This is a genomic window from Aestuariicoccus sp. MJ-SS9, from assembly GCF_032586235.1.
In the GTDB taxonomy this organism is placed as follows: Bacteria; Pseudomonadota; Alphaproteobacteria; order Rhodobacterales; family Rhodobacteraceae; genus Aestuariicoccus.
Genome location: NZ_JAWHTD010000004.1, coordinates 119957 through 134080 on the forward strand (window position 1 = coordinate 119957; position 14124 = coordinate 134080).

Consider the following 14124-nt stretch of genomic DNA (forward strand, 5'->3'; position numbering starts at 1 on the left):
TCCCCGGCGATTTGCGGGAAAAATGACAGGAGAGGGATAAGATGGATCTGGGAATACGTGGCAAACGGGCGCTGGTCTGCGCCTCATCCAAGGGTCTGGGGCGCGGCTGCGCCGAGGCGCTGGCCGAGGCGGGCGTCGATCTGGTGATCAACGCGCGCAGCCCCGGCCCGCTTGAGGAGACCGCGAAGGCGCTGCGCGATCGCTATCAGGTGCAGGTCACGGCGGTGGCCGCCGACATCACGTCGGACGCGGGCCGCGCCGAGGTGCTGGCGGCGGCAGGCACGCTCGACATCCTGGTGACCAACGCCGGCGGGCCGCCGCCGGGGCTGTGGTCGGACTGGGGACGCGAGGATTTCATCGCGGCGCTCGACGCCAACATGCTGACGCCCATCGCGCTGATGACGGCGGTCATGCCCGGCATGGCCGAACGCGGCTGGGGGCGGGTGGTCAACATCACCTCGCAATCGGTCAAGGCGCCGATCCCGCAGCTGGGCCTGTCGAACGCCGCGCGCACGGGGCTTACGGGCTATGTCGCGGGCACCGCGCGGCAGGTCGCGCCCATGGGCGTGATCGTCAACAACCTGCTGCCGGGGATCCACGCCACCGACCGCGCCGATGCACTCGACGGCGGGGTGGCCAAGGCCGAGGGCATCCCGATCGAAGAGGCGCGCGCGCGCCGCGCCGCCGCGATCCCCGCGCGGCGCTACGGCACGGCTGCCGAATTCGGCGCGATGTGCGCCTATCTGTGTTCGCAGAACGCGGGCTTCATCGTCGGGCAGAACATCCTGCTCGATGGCGGCGCCACCAACGCCACGCTCTAGGCGATGGCGCGCGGGCCCGACGGGCAGGGCGGCGGCGCGGGCGCGTCGCTGGCCGATCAGCTGTTCAACGCCGGAACGCTCGCCGATCTGGCGGGCGAGTTCGCCGTGTTGCCCGGCTTTGACGCCGAACGCTTTCACGCCGAGGCGGTCGCGGGGCTGGCCGGGCGCGGGCTGCTCGAGCGGCTGGACTGGATCGCGGATTGCGCCGAAGCGCAGCTGCCCGCGCGCTTTCCCGCCATGGCCGAGGCGCTCGAGGCGGCGCTGCCGCCGCCGCTCGACCCCGGGCTGACGGACGATGATTTCGGGCGCTTCATCCATGCGGTGCCGGGGATCCTCGCGGTGCGCCACGGGCTGGAGGATCACCGCGAGCGGGCGCTCGATCTGATTTATGCGGCGACCCAGCGATTCTCGATGGAGTTCTACATCCGCCCGTTCCTGAACCGTTGGCCGGACCAGACGCTGGCGCGGCTCGACCTCTGGGCGGAGGACGGCAATTACCATGTCCGCCGGCTGGTGAGCGAGGGAACACGGCCGCGTTTGCCCTGGGCGCGCAACATCGCGCTCGACCCGCTGGTGCCGCTGCGGTTTCTTGACCGGCTGCATGGCGATCCCACCCGCTATGTCACAAGATCGGTGGCCAACCATCTGAACGACATATCGAAAATCGCGCCCGGGGTGGTGGTGGACCGGCTACGCGACTGGCAGTCCGTCGGCGCGCAGGAGCCGCGCGAGATGGGCTGGATCACCCGCCACGCCCTGCGCACCGCAATCAAGCGCGGCGCGCCGGAGGCGCTGGCGCTTTTGGGGTACGAACGGGGCGTGGCGACGGCCCGGCTCGAGGTGCTGACGCCCGAGGTGGCGATCGGCGGCACGCTGCGATTCCGGGTGACGCTGACGGCGGCGCGGGACGCGCCGGTGCTGGTGGATTACCGGATGATCTTTGCCCGCCCCGGCGGCAGACGCGCCGAGAAGGTGTTCAAGCTGAAAGCGGGCAAGGTCCGGGCCGGGCAGCCGCTGGTGCTGGAAAAGGCGCATCGGCTCAAAGGCGATGCGACAACCTTCACGCTGCATCCCGGCGCGCATGGGATTGTGGTGCAGGTCAATGGCGAGGATCTGGCCGAGGCGCAGTTCGACCTGCGGTGAGCGGTGCGCGGGGACCGCGCACCCTACGCGGATGCGCCGATTCGAACCCGAACGCCGTAGGGTGCGCGGTCCCCGCGCACCGCGCCGCGGTCAGCTCGGCTCCCACCGCGCCTCGAGCGCGTCGAGGGCGGCGATCCGCTCTTCCGTCTTGGGATGGGACAAAAGCCAGGCCGGCACAGCGCCCGCCCGCGCCTGGGTCAGCTCTTCAAGCTTGCGGAAAAGCGATTTCTGCGGTTCCACGCCGATCCCGGCCTTGGTCAGCAGCGCCGCCGCATAGGCGTCCGCCTCGTATTCGTCCGACCGCGACATCCGCGCCGCCAAGAGCGTCGTCACAGCATTCGCCACCCAAGGCCCGATGCCCGGCAAAAACCGCGACAGCACCATCGCCAGTGTCATCCGCAACGCGTTCTGCCCGGAAAAGTCGATCATCCGCCGCTTGGAATGCCCCAGCGCCACATGCCCCAGTTCATGCGCGATCACGCTGGCCAGCTCTTCGGCCGAGACCTCGCCTTGCTGGTACTTGCGGTAAAACCCCCGGGTGATGAAAATCCGCCCGTCCGGTGCGGCCAGCCCGTTGACCGGGTCGATCTCGTAGATGTTCACGCGGATGCGCGGCAGGTCGAGCGACGCCGCCATCCGGTCGGTCAGCCGCTTGAGCCGCGGATCGGCCAGTTCGGTCGAGCGCTGATCGAGCTCGCGCGCGGTGCGCCAGGCGGAAAAGCGATACATCGCCAGACCGTAAATCAGCGCCAGAAGGATCGGGGTGAGTTTCAGCATGTCCTGAATATGGGGCGTCTGGAATAACTGTCCAAGGGGCAATCGCGGCATTGCGCGACAAGAAAGTTTTTCTTACACTTTGCTCAGTAATTTTTTGCCATGGAGATTGAGATGGACGATTTTTCCGCAGACAGCTCGACAACCGGAACCGTAACCGTTGGCGGCAGCGCCACCGGAACGATTGAAGAGGCGTACGATCGCGACTGGTTCGCCGTCTCATTGGAGACCGGGTTCGCCTACAGCATCGAACTCAGCGGTGCGGACGGCGGTGGCGGCACGCTGCCGGATCCCTATCTGGAATTGTACGATCCCGACGGCATCTTTGTGGCGTGGAGCGACGATTTTGCCAATCTCGACTCGCGTCTGGTCTATTCGCCCCCCACGGCTGGCACATATTTCATCGACGCCGCAGAATACGGTGACGGGACCGGCACCTATACCGTGAGCGTCGAGAACCTGGGGGCCGACCTGCCCGCGAGCATCTTGACCACGGCGACCCTGCCGCTGGACACACCGGTGACGGGCAGTTTTTTCCAAGGCTATGACAGCGACTGGTTCGAAGTCTCGCTGGAAGCAGGGCAGGTGTACCTTTTGTCCGTCGAAAGCCTGAGCGATGAGGTGCTCGAAGGGTACTTCGATCTTTACGACGAAAATGGCGCCTACGCTTACGCCAGCGGCTATTACTACACCGATGGTAACGGGGTGATGGGATTCACGGTGGGGGCCGACGGCACCTACTATGTTGAAATCGCAAACGATTTCTATTTTGCATTCGACGACGATTCCCCGAATGTCGGCGCATATGAATTGCTCTTGACCGAAGGCGGACCCGATATTCCGTTCGGCCCCGACAGCGACGTGGAATTGCCTCTGGATACACCGGTCTCTTCGGACTTTTACGCCGAGGGCGATTCCGACGGGTTCGCGGTCACCCTCGAGGCCGGAGAGGTTTATGCGCTGACGGTAGAGGCTGACGCCGATCAGACCATCGACCTCGACCTCGAAATGTACGACGAGAACGGTAATTTCACCGACTTCTGGGGGTATCTGTACGGCGACGGAACGGCGACGGATTACCTGCAAGTCGACGAAGATGGGACCTATTTCATAAATCTTTACAACTACTTCGGTAGCTATGATTACACCGTGACCCTGACCGAGGTCGAATTGCCGCCCGATGTGGGCGACACCACAGACACCGCCGGCACCCTGACCTTCGACGAGCCGGTTCTGGGGCGCTTCGAATTCGACAACGACGACGATTGGTACGCCGTCGCGCTCGAGGAAGGCGTGTCCTACCAGGCGACCGCCACGCAAGAGGGCACCGGCTATTGGGGCCCGTCCTGGAACGAACCGTCCTTGCGCGTGCTGGATGCGTCCGGCGCGGTGGTCGAGGGTACGAGCAGCGGCTTCGAGGAGGTCCGCACCGATGTCTTCACCGCGCCCTCCACGGGCACCTATTACGTGTCGGTCGCGGTCGGAAACGTCTCGAACTGGGCAGATGATTTCGACCCGGATTACGCGCTGTCGATCCAGTCCGGCACACCGGTCAACGAAACCGGAACCGAGGGTGACGACACGCTGATCGGCGGCCTGGCGCCGGATACGCTGGATGGCGCGGGCGGCAACGACGCGATCCAGGCGGGCGACGGCGACGACACCGTTCTGGGCGGCACGGGCGACGACAACATCTCCGCCTCCGGAGGCGACGATTACGTCGATGCGGGCGCGGGCGGCGACCTGGTCGGCGGCGGCGCGGGCCACGACACGATTCTCGCGGGAAGCGGCGCTGACGAGGTGGTGGCCGGGCAGGGCAACGACCTGCTGATCGGCGCGGATGGCGTCGATTCGCTCTGGGGCGGCGCGGGGCGCGACCTGATCCTCGGCGGGGCCGATGGCGATTTCATCGGCGCGGGCCAAGGGCGTGACGCGATCTATGCCGGGCTTGGCAACGACGAGGTCGGCGGCGGGAACAACGCCGATCTGCTCGTTCTCGGCGCGGGTGACGACACCGGCTATGGCGGCCGGGGCAGCGACACGATCTCGGGCGGGACCGGCGACGACCTGATCAAGGGCGGCTCGGGCGACGACCTGATCGAGGGCGGCTCGGGCGACGACACGATGACCGGCGGCTATGGCGAGGATACCTTCCTCTTTGCAGAGCTTGTCGAGGGCGAGGTGGATGTCATCACCGATTATCAGGGCGGGGAGGATCCCGACGATTACTATTATTACTACGCGCCCGCGACCGACCTGATCGTATTCGACCTGGAGGGCGACGGCGAGGATATCGACCCGCTGGCCGCCTTCGACAGCCTGTCCATCGCCGATGGCGAAACCGGGGCCGAAGTGGTGATCGGCGGGCACACGATAATCCTGGAAGGGGTCGCCGCCGCCGACCTGTCGCTTGGCGATTTCCTCTTCGTCTGAGCAAGGGTCGGGGTCGATACCTTCACGACCGAAACCCAGACCGTCGATGTCCCGCGCATGGCGGTCTGGGAAACCCCGTTCGGTTCCGGGTCACGATTAAGGCCCGTCAGCCTGATGCGGTGACCCACGCCGTCGCAGACGGCAGACGCTGCCTAAGGGCGGGGGGCATTCTCAGAGGTTTCCCGGAGAACGCGCCGCATTCCGGGCAAGACCGCGACCCTCGTCTCGGGGCGTGCAGGTTCGTCTGACCGGGCGCTCTGTGTTCAGGTCAGCGCCTTCATGCCCCGCGTCAGCCCCTCCAGCGTCATCGGCACCATGCGCTCTTCAAAGATCTCCTGGATCATGCCGATGCTCTGGGTGTATTGCCAATGCCGCTCGGGCAGCGGGTTGATCCACAGATGATCGGGCCACTGGTCGCGCGCGCGCTGCAGCCAGACCTGCCCGGCCTCGGCGTTCCAATGCTCGTTGGCGCCCCCTGGATAGGCGATCTCGTAAGGCGACATCGACGCATCCCCAACAAAGATGCACTTGTAATCAGACCCGTAGGTGCGCAGCACCTCCATCGTCGGGGTCTGCTGATCGTAGCGGCGGCGGTTGTCGCGCCAGACGCCTTCGTAAAGGCAATTGTGGAAATAGTAATATTCCAGATGCTTGAATTCGGCCCGCGCCGCCGAGAACAGCTCTTCGACCACCTTGATATGCGGATCCATGCTGCCGCCCACGTCGAGAAACAGCAGCACCTTCACCGCATTGTGCCGCTCGGGCCGCATCTTGACGTCGAGATAGCCATGCTCGGCCGTCGCGCGGATCGTGCCGTCGAGGTCAAGCTCATCCTCCGCCCCCTCGCGCGCCCAGTTGCGCAGCCGTTTCAGCGCCACCTTGATGTTGCGCGTGCCCAGCTCGACGCTGTCGTCGAGATTGCGGAACTCGCGCTTGTCCCAGACCTTGACCGCGCGCTGGTGGCGGCTTTCGTCCTGCCCGATGCGCACGCCCTCGGGGTTGTAGCCATAGGCGCCGAAAGGCGAGGTCCCCGCCGTCCCGATCCACTTCGAGCCGCCCTGATGCCGTCCCTGCTGTTCCTTCAGCCGCTCTTTCAGCGTCTCCATCAGCTTGTCGAACCCGCCAAGCGCCTCGATCTCGGCCTGTTCCTCGGGGCTCAGATGCTTTTCGGCCATCTTTTTCAGCCAGTCCGCGGGCAGGTTCACCGCCTCCAGCACCTGGTCGAGCTGGATATGCTCCAGCCCTTTGAAGGTCTCGGCAAAGGCGCGGTCGAACCGGTCGATATGCCGCTCGTCCTTCACCATCGCCGCGCGGGCGAGGTAATAAAACCCCTCCACATCATAGGTCGCCAACCCCGCCCCCATCCCTTCGAGAAAGGTAAGGTATTCCCGCAGGCTGACCGGCACCGAGGCTTTGCGCAGATTATCGAAGAAGGGCACGAACATGGGTCAGGTGTAGCGCGTATCGTTGGGGAGCTTAAGGGGGTTTGTGCGGTCCTTGCCGCGGCTCTTTTCGCGGTGCCGGATGTGCCCCGGGGCCGACGCCCCAAGCCAATCGGCGATGGGCGGAATGGGCCGGACGTCGCGATCGTCATGGCGATTGCGACTGGGCGGGAGGGCGGGCTCTGCGCGCACCACGAAGGTCGCATCTGCGGGATTTCGCTGCCGTTGAGGGTTCTGGAGCGAGCGTCTGCTTCCGGTTGTCGAACGCTTCGAAAAATTGTTAGACCGCCCTGAGACTAAAGATAGGTGTTAAAATGTTTAGGAACACTTGGCAAAAAGGCATGATTTCGTTGGCGCGATCAAAACGCGCCAAACATTTCATGCAGACCTCACGCGCAACTTCATTTTTGCGAGGCAAATATGTTGCCGGCGAAAGCGAAGCCCAAGGCGTAGAGCGCGCCCTCACTTTGCTCCAGGACTGCGGTATTCGAAGCTCATTGTTTTACATGGGTGAGTATGTCGATACGCTCGATCTGGTTGCGCAGAATGTCGAAAACAAGGTCAAGGTCGCCGAAGCGCTCCGAGACCACGCGCTTGATATTCATATATCCGTCGATCCCACGCAGATTGGCCATCATATCGACCCTGCACTCGTTGAAGATCGTGCTTACCGGATTGCCCGGACAATCAAGGACGCTATCGGCAACAAAACCGATGGCGTGAATTGCCTTATGTTCGATATGGAAGACGCTTCGCTCAACGATCCGACCATCGCCATTCACAACAAGCTCCAGAATGAGGGGTTTCCCGTTGCCTTGACGCTGCAAGCCTACCTTTACCGCACGGAGGCCGATCTTGCGGCGCAAATCGCGCGGGGGAGCCGGGTGCGACTGGTTAAGGGCGCGTTTGCTGCGGGGTCCGAGCTTGCGTTTCAGAGCACCAACGAAATCAAGGATAACTCCCGCAAGCTGATAGCTATGATGCTGTCCCAAGAGGCAAGAGAGGCCGGGTTCTACCCCATTATCGCAACCCATGATACGCGCCTGCATGACTTTGCGATCGCGCAAGCGCGGCGCAATGGCTGGAAGCCCGGATCTTACGAGTTTGAGATGCTTCTCGGGGTTCGTGAAGATGTCGCCAAGCGCCTTTCCGAAAACGGGGAGCGTGTGCGTCTGTATGTTCCATTCGGCCGAGACTGGTGGCCGCACGCCGCGCGTAGATTGGGTGAAAATCCAGCCAATGCCGTACTCTTGGCGCGATCTCTGGCGAGTTAGCCAGCGCAAGAAAGCTGTGCTTCGTACTTCGCGCGGCATTCGTCATTCTGGGCTCGTGGCAGTCGTTCGCGGACGCGGGCACTGACAGTCGTTTTGGGCCGTAATAGAACGACCGACACCCACCCGCCTACAACACCGCCCTGTCGATGAAAATCTTGGCGATCAGGCCCAAGAGGGCTTAGCCCGTGGCGTATTGGGCGATGTGGGCGCGGCTGCCTTTGCGGCGTTTGGCGGTCGTGTCGTCGAGGAGGGCGGCGATTGGGGGTGCCTGCCGGCGGACGGGTTTCGCCGCCGAACGACGGCGGCTGGATTGAGATGTCCGACACCCCCCGAACGCCGCTGCTCGGACCGTGCCGTTCGCGCCTGCGGCAATGAAAAGGGCGGGCCGATCCGATGGCGTGCTCACGACACCGGCTGAGGGTCCGCCATCCCGCCCTACAGCACCGCCTTGTCGATGACGATCGTGACGATCAGGCCCAAAAGGGCAAAGGCGATGCCGTAGCCCGTGGCGTATTGGGCGATGTCGGCGGTGCTGCCTTTGCGGCGTTTGGCGGTCATGCCGCCGATGACGGCGCCGAGAAGGGCGGCGGCGATTACGATCATAGGGACCCAAGTCTCCGTTTCAGCGGGTTCAGCGAGGCGATCTCGCGCAGCTTGGCGCGCACCGCCCATTCCGGGCCGAAGCCGTAGCGCGCCCAGCCCAGAGAGTCCATCCGCACCTGCCGGCCTTCGCTGACCTGGCCGGTCAGCTCCAGCGCCTCGGCGCGCAGCAACATCAGCGTCGCTAGCAGCGCGGCGTTCTCGTGCTTGGCTGCGGTGTCCACATGGGCGGCCAGCATCCGCAGGGCGGCCTCGCCCCGGTTGGCGGCGATGGCATAGGCGGCCAGCTGCGCGGCCACATAGGCGCGGTGCAGCGCGGTCTGTGGGCCGCTGCCGAAATAGCGCTGCGCGAGGATGAACTGGTCCTGCGCGCCCTCGGGATCGCCGGCCTGCAAGAGCCGCCCCATGGCGTAATGAGAGAACCCCCGGCGGTGATCGGTCCAACCCTGGGTCGTGGCCAGGCGCAGCGCCTCGGCGGCGGCGCGCCGGCGTTCGGCGGGCTTGGCGCCGGGGCCGAGCGCGGTCTGCACCGCGTCGATCCAGGCGCGCGGGGTCCGCGACAGGCGCTGCGCGGGCCTGTCCTGTCCGTCCGGGTTGATCCGCGCGAGGATGCCGGGCAGGCGGTCGGCGACCTCGGCCCGGGTCATGCCGTTGCGCAGCGCCGGGTCGTAATAGGCGCGCAGGATCAGCATGTCGAAGCCGGTCAGCACCGTATGCACATTGTCGTCGTTAAAGACACTGTCGGCGAGCCGGTAAAGGTCGTTCAGAGGCCCCAGCGCCTGCGCCAGCTCCTCGTGCAGGCAGTCGCGCACCTCTTGCGGGCTGGCGTCGCCAGGCAGGAAGATCGCCACCCGCTCGCGCGATTGCAGCCGCGACCAGTTCACCCGCGTGCTGCGCCGCGCCTTGCGGTATTCCGACAAGGAACTGACGTTGGGCACGACGAAACAGGCGGCCTGCGGCAGATCGCGGCGGATCTCGGCGCGGGGGATGGCGGCGATGGTGACATTGGCCTCGGGCCTGGCGGTCAGGCCGATGTTGATCCCGGCCTCGTTGCGCAGCCGGTGCAGCAGCCGGTCTAGATCGGCGGGCAGGGTGGCGGGCGGGCTGCCCGTCACGCGCACCGAAATCGGCCCCTCGAAGCGGGTCAGCCAACCCAGCTGGCGCCCCGATTCCAGCGAGAACGCCAGGTCGAGAAAGTCGCGCGCGATATCGGCGTTCGAGGCCACCGGGGCCTCTGGGCGCGGCACGGCGAAGGTCTTGACCGGCGGCAGGCTGCTCTGGGCCACGATCGACGCGGCGCGGGTGGGGGTGTCGTCGCTGGCGATGGGCGTGCAGGCGCTCAGCACCAGGCACAGCGGAAGAAACACACGGCGCATGGCTCAGCCCCTCTGATACTTGATGAAGGGCGTCAGAGCGCCGATGCGGTCGTAAAGCCTGCGGGCGGTTTCGTTGAAATCCTGCGTCAGCCAGTAGACCGTGGGCGCGCCGTGGCGGTCGGCCTCGGCATAGACCGCCTCGATCAGCTTGCGCCCGACCCCCAGCCCCCGGACCTCGGGCGCGGCGTAGAGATCCTGCAGATAGCAGACCTCTTCGATCTTCCAGGCATGACGGTGGAAAAGGTAATGCGTCAGCCCCACAAGCGCCCCGCCGCTTTCGGCCACCAGCGCGTTGAAGTCGCGCGGATCGTCGCCCAGCAGACGGTCGAACGTGCTGTCATAGACCTCGTCCGGCACCGTGGTTTCGTAAAAGGCCAGATAGGCCTTCCACAATTCGCGCCATGCCTCTTTATCTTCGGCACGCAACGCGCGCACGGTTACATCGGGTTGGGACACTGATCAAGCCTGCCTGCTCGTTTCGGACGGTCCAGTCATCCGTGATTTTTCTGGCCTCCGTGCGGACAGTATAGGGCAAAAGCGAGAAGTCTGGGTATGGGGCGCAGCACCCCCCGCCGATTTTTCCCACGGCCCCTGCGGCGTTACGGATAATCACACGAAATCAGCAGGTTGGATCGTGCAGAAACGCAACAACCGGGGCACCTGGCGGGCGCCGCCGATTTGTGCCGCACCGCAAACAATGGCGGATTTGCGGCGCGATCGTTGCGATTGGAGCGTGAAATATGCAGGGTGTGGTGACGTGATCGGACGCGTCGCACGGTGTATGGTGTCGCGTTCGCTAGGAATTGGTGCCATATCGTATGATCAGAAATCGCGGGGTGCGGGTATTCGTCGATACGACCGAGACCGCCGAGTTGGACATCGCTCTTTTCCGCGTCCCTCCCGACATCGTCGAAGCAATTGCCCGGAACCTTTCAGACCTTCCTGTTTCGCCGCGCGACCGCCACGCCGGCAACGTGCGTATCAGAGAGCTGTCGGGCTTCGACGTCGCATTCGTTCTGACGCGCGACAATGCCTCTCTTGTGGTGACCATTGCGGTGCTTCGTCCTCCCGACCCGGATGACCCGCTGGAAGAGAATTTGAAAAGGTTGGGCTTGCTGGATATGATAAGGGGTGCGTCCGGGATGTGATCCCGGATAAGGAGCGTCGGGCATGGACCTCGAAGAGTACATATCAATCGGCAAGGACGCGCAGCTCAGGCGTGCACTGACGCAACTGGCGGCGATTGCGCAGACGTCCGATGGCGTCATGGGCGAACCCACGCCATCGCACGACAAGCGCTCCGAAGCGCCAGACTCGGTCGCGGTCGTCGATCCCGAAAGCCGGCGTGACGACCTCTTCATTGACCCAGATGCAAGGTCACTTGTTACTCGGGTTCCCGAAGACCTCGATTTAGGTGACATCGCTCAGAGGTCTGATGTAGATATCGAAATCGTCACGCGGGTGATTTCGGTTCTGGTCAAACCCTAGCGACCCTGCCGCCGCGCCATGAAGGCCAGACGTTCGAAGAGATGCACGTCCTGCTCGTTCTTGAGCAGCGCGCCGTGCAGCTTGGGCAGGGCGTTGGCCCCGTCGCGTTTCAGATCCTCGGGGCTCAGATCCTCGGCCAGCAGCAGTTTCAGCCAGTCCAGCACCTCGGAGGTCGAGGGCTTTTTCTTCAGCCCCGGCTGCTCGCGCAGCTCGTAGAACTGGGTCAGCGCCGTGGTCAGCAGCTGTTCCTTGATGCCGGGGTGATGCACCTCGACAATGCGGCGCAGCGTGTCGGCATCGGGAAAGCGGATGTAGTGGAAAAAGCACCGCCGCAGGAAGGCGTCGGGCAGCTCTTTCTCGTTGTTCGAGGTGATGATGACGATGGGGCGATGGCGCGCGCGGATCGTTTCGCCGGTCTCGTAGACGTGAAACTCCATCCGGTCGAGTTCCTGCAGCAGGTCGTTGGGGAACTCGATATCGGCCTTGTCGACCTCGTCGATCAGCAGCACGACCTTTCCGTCCGCCTCGAAAGCCTGCCACAACTTTCCCTTGCGGATGTAGTTGCGCACGTCGTTGACCCGCTCATCGCCCAGCTGGCTGTCGCGCAGGCGGCTGACCGCGTCGTATTCGTAAAGCCCCTGCTGCGCGCGGGTGGTGGATTTCACGTTCCATTCGATCATCGGCAGGTCCAGACTGGCGGCCACCTGGCGCGCCAGCTCGGTCTTTCCGGTGCCCGGTTCGCCCTTGACCAAAAGCGGCCGTTCCAGCGTGACGGCTGCGTTCACGGCCATGGTCAGGTCTTCCGTTGCGACATAGCTGTCGGTGCCTTCGAATCTCATATCGTCCATTCCCGTCCTTTTGCGCGTCGGCAAAGGTTTTCCTGTCGCGGCAAAGGGCTAGGTGATGTTGCCGAAGCCGCGAAAAGGCCATGAAAGGCCCGTATTGTGTAGTGACAACCCATAGGGGTTCGGTTAAGTCCTGCGCTCAGGGGTGCCAGATATCTAAGGGAAATGCCATGGGGGATATCGGCGTGAACAAGGGAACCGAAATGAAAGCTGAATCCTTTCTTCCGGACAATTACAGTCCAGCCGAAGACGAACCGTTCATGAACGAGCGTCAGCTCGAATATTTCCGCCGCAAACTGCTCGACTGGAGGAGCGAACTGCTCGCCGACAGCCGCGACACCATCGAAGGCCTGCAAGAGGCCACCCGCAATATCCCCGACGTCACCGACCGCGCGAGCGAGGAAACCGACCGCGCGCTGGAACTGCGGACCCGCGACCGTCAGCGCAAGCTCGTGGCCAAGATCGACGCCGCCCTGCGCCGCATCGACGAGGGCGAGTATGGCTATTGCGAACGGACCGGCGAACCCATCAGCCTCAAGCGTCTGGACGCGCGCCCCATCGCCACCATGACGCTCGAGGCGCAGGAACGCCACGAGCGCCGCGAAAAGGTCCACCGCGACGATTGATCCGGTGGCCGAAGGTCTCTTTGAACGCTGCGCCGGGGCCATCGCCCCGGCGTTTTCATGTCTGAAAGGCGGATGAATATGCACGGTCAGCGGGTGCTGGTGGTCGGCGGCGGGATTGGCGGGCTTACGGCGGCGCTGGCGCTGCGCCAGCGCGGTGCCGAGGTCACGGTGCTGGAACAGGCCGAGGCATTACGCGAGGTGGGCGCGGGGCTCCAGATCAGCCCGAACGGCCTGCGCGTGATCGAGGCACTTGGGTTGGCGGGCACCCTGCGCGCCGGGTCGGTCCAGGGCCGCGCCGTCAGCCTGCGCGATTACCGTCGCGGGGCCGAGGTGCTGCGGCTCGACTTGAACCGCCTGCCGCCGGATCAGGCCTATCTCTTCGTCCACCGCGCCGATCTGATCGCGCTTCTGGCCGATGCGGTGCGCGACGCGGGCGTCGAGGTCCGCCTCTCGCAAAGGGTCGTGCGGGTCGGGCAGGAGGGCCGCGTCGTGCTCGACACTGACGAGTCGCTCACCGCCGATCTGGTGATCGGCGCCGACGGTCTGCATTCCGCCGCCCGCATCGCGCTCAACGGCGGCGACAGCCCGTTCTTCACAGGGCAGGTGGCCTGGCGGGCGATCGTGCCCAACGTGACAGGTCATCCGCCGGAGGCGCGGGTGCATATGGGGCCGGGGCGGCATCTGGTCAGCTATCCCTTGCGCGACGGCGGCGCGGTCAACCTGGTGGCGGTCGAAGAGCGCGAGGGCTGGGTCGCCGAAGGCTGGGCGCATCGCGACCACCCGGACAACCTGCGCGCGGCCTTCGCGGGCTTTGGCGGCGACGTGCCCGCGCTGCTGGCTCAGGTGCACGATCCCGGGCTCTGGGGCCTCTTCCGGCATCCGGTGGCGCGGGTCTGGCAGGGCGGGCGGCTGGCGCTTCTGGGCGACGCCGCGCATCCGACGCTGCCCTTTCTGGCGCAGGGCGCCAACATGGCGCTGGAAGACGCCTGGGCGCTTGCCGCCTGTCTGGACGCCGACGGGATCGAGGCCGGCCTGCCGCGCTATCAGGCGCTGCGCCGCGACCGCGTGGCGCGGGTGATCGCGGTGGCCAATGGCAACGCCTGGAAATACCACCTGCGCAACCCGCTGGTGCGCGGCGCGGCGCATCTGGGGCTGGGGGTTCTGGGCCGTGTCGCCCCGGGGCGGATGCTGGGGCAATTCGATTGGCTCTATGGCTATGACGTCACCCGCGCGGTGCGTTAACCTGATCTTGAGGACGCCGCGCCCGACCTTCGCAGGGGGCGACAACGCGCGGCTTTGTGC

14 protein-coding genes are annotated in these 14124 nt (G+C 65.0%); 8 read left to right on the top strand and 6 right to left on the bottom strand.

Features of this window, described 5'->3' with window-relative positions; genetic code table 11:
• Positions 1–41 precede the first annotated feature (41 nt).
• The gene (locus tag RXV88_RS04765) at positions 42–821 is read left to right on the top strand and encodes an SDR family oxidoreductase (RefSeq protein WP_316290960.1); all 780 of its coding nucleotides are present in this window, start codon (positions 42–44) and stop codon (positions 819–821) included.
• A 3-nt stretch (positions 822–824) separates the two neighbouring features.
• Entirely contained in the window at positions 825–1964 is a 1140-nt protein-coding gene (locus tag RXV88_RS04770) for a hypothetical protein (protein ID WP_316290961.1), read from the top strand.
• Between the two features lie 90 nt (positions 1965–2054).
• Here the strand turns inward: RXV88_RS04770 and RXV88_RS04775 are convergent, their stop codons facing one another.
• A complete protein-coding gene (locus tag RXV88_RS04775; protein ID WP_316290962.1) occupies positions 2055–2741 on the bottom strand; it encodes a M48 family metalloprotease in 687 nt (228 codons plus the stop codon).
• A gap of 111 nt (positions 2742–2852) precedes the next feature.
• On the opposite strand from RXV88_RS04775, the gene RXV88_RS04780 reads away from it, so the two are divergent.
• A complete protein-coding gene (locus RXV88_RS04780; RefSeq protein ID WP_316290963.1) occupies positions 2853–5171 on the top strand; it encodes a calcium-binding protein in 2319 nt (772 codons plus the stop codon).
• Between the two features lie 263 nt (positions 5172–5434).
• Here RXV88_RS04780 and RXV88_RS04785 read toward each other — a convergent pair whose 3' ends face one another.
• The gene (locus RXV88_RS04785; protein WP_316290964.1) at positions 5435–6616 is read right to left on the bottom strand and encodes a VWA domain-containing protein; all 1182 of its coding nucleotides are present in this window, start codon (positions 6614–6616) and stop codon (positions 5435–5437) included.
• A gap of 377 nt (positions 6617–6993) precedes the next feature.
• Between RXV88_RS04785 and RXV88_RS04790 the strand changes: the two genes are divergently transcribed.
• Positions 6994–7887 carry a proline dehydrogenase family protein gene (locus RXV88_RS04790; RefSeq protein ID WP_316290965.1) on the top strand — a complete coding sequence of 298 codons (894 nt, stop codon included), beginning with the start codon at positions 6994–6996 and terminating at the stop codon, positions 7885–7887.
• Between the two features lie 435 nt (positions 7888–8322).
• On the opposite strand, the gene RXV88_RS04795 is transcribed toward RXV88_RS04790, so the two are convergent.
• Genes RXV88_RS04795 through RXV88_RS04805 form a run of 3 tightly spaced genes read right to left on the bottom strand, consistent with a single transcriptional unit; the run spans position 8323 to position 10319 of the window.
• Entirely contained in the window at positions 8323–8490 is a 168-nt protein-coding gene (locus RXV88_RS04795; protein ID WP_316290966.1) for an apolipoprotein acyltransferase, read from the bottom strand.
• On the bottom strand, positions 8487–9863 hold the full coding sequence (locus tag RXV88_RS04800; RefSeq protein WP_316290967.1) for a DUF2927 domain-containing protein: 1377 nt from the start codon (positions 9861–9863) through the stop codon (positions 8487–8489). Before RXV88_RS04800 ends, RXV88_RS04795 begins: the two co-directional genes overlap by 4 nt.
• A gap of 3 nt (positions 9864–9866) precedes the next feature.
• Positions 9867–10319: a GNAT family N-acetyltransferase gene (locus RXV88_RS04805; RefSeq protein WP_316290968.1), complete on the bottom strand. Its 453-nt coding sequence runs from the start codon at positions 10317–10319 to the stop codon at positions 9867–9869.
• A gap of 362 nt (positions 10320–10681) precedes the next feature.
• On the opposite strand from RXV88_RS04805, the gene RXV88_RS04810 reads away from it, so the two are divergent.
• Both RXV88_RS04810 and RXV88_RS04815 read left to right on the top strand, forming a co-directional pair.
• Positions 10682–11011, top strand: a complete 330-nt coding sequence (locus RXV88_RS04810) for a hypothetical protein (RefSeq protein ID WP_316290969.1) — start codon at positions 10682–10684, stop codon at positions 11009–11011.
• Positions 11012–11033: 22 nt separating this feature from the next.
• Entirely contained in the window at positions 11034–11351 is a 318-nt protein-coding gene (locus RXV88_RS04815) for a hypothetical protein (RefSeq protein WP_316290970.1), read from the top strand.
• Here the strand turns inward: RXV88_RS04815 and RXV88_RS04820 are convergent.
• Positions 11348–12190, bottom strand: a complete 843-nt coding sequence (locus RXV88_RS04820; RefSeq protein ID WP_316291051.1) for a MoxR family ATPase — start codon at positions 12188–12190, stop codon at positions 11348–11350. The two genes, RXV88_RS04815 and RXV88_RS04820, sit on opposite strands and share 4 nt — an antisense overlap.
• A 209-nt stretch (positions 12191–12399) precedes the next feature.
• Between RXV88_RS04820 and dksA the strand changes: the two genes are divergently transcribed.
• Both dksA and RXV88_RS04830 read left to right on the top strand, forming a co-directional pair.
• Positions 12400–12822: an RNA polymerase-binding protein DksA gene (gene dksA / locus RXV88_RS04825; RefSeq protein WP_316290971.1), complete on the top strand. Its 423-nt coding sequence runs from the start codon at positions 12400–12402 to the stop codon at positions 12820–12822.
• A gap of 72 nt (positions 12823–12894) precedes the next feature.
• Positions 12895–14064, top strand: coding sequence for an FAD-dependent monooxygenase (locus RXV88_RS04830; RefSeq protein WP_316290972.1), 1170 nt, complete (start codon positions 12895–12897; stop codon positions 14062–14064).
• The last annotated feature ends 60 nt before the right edge of the window (positions 14065–14124 follow it).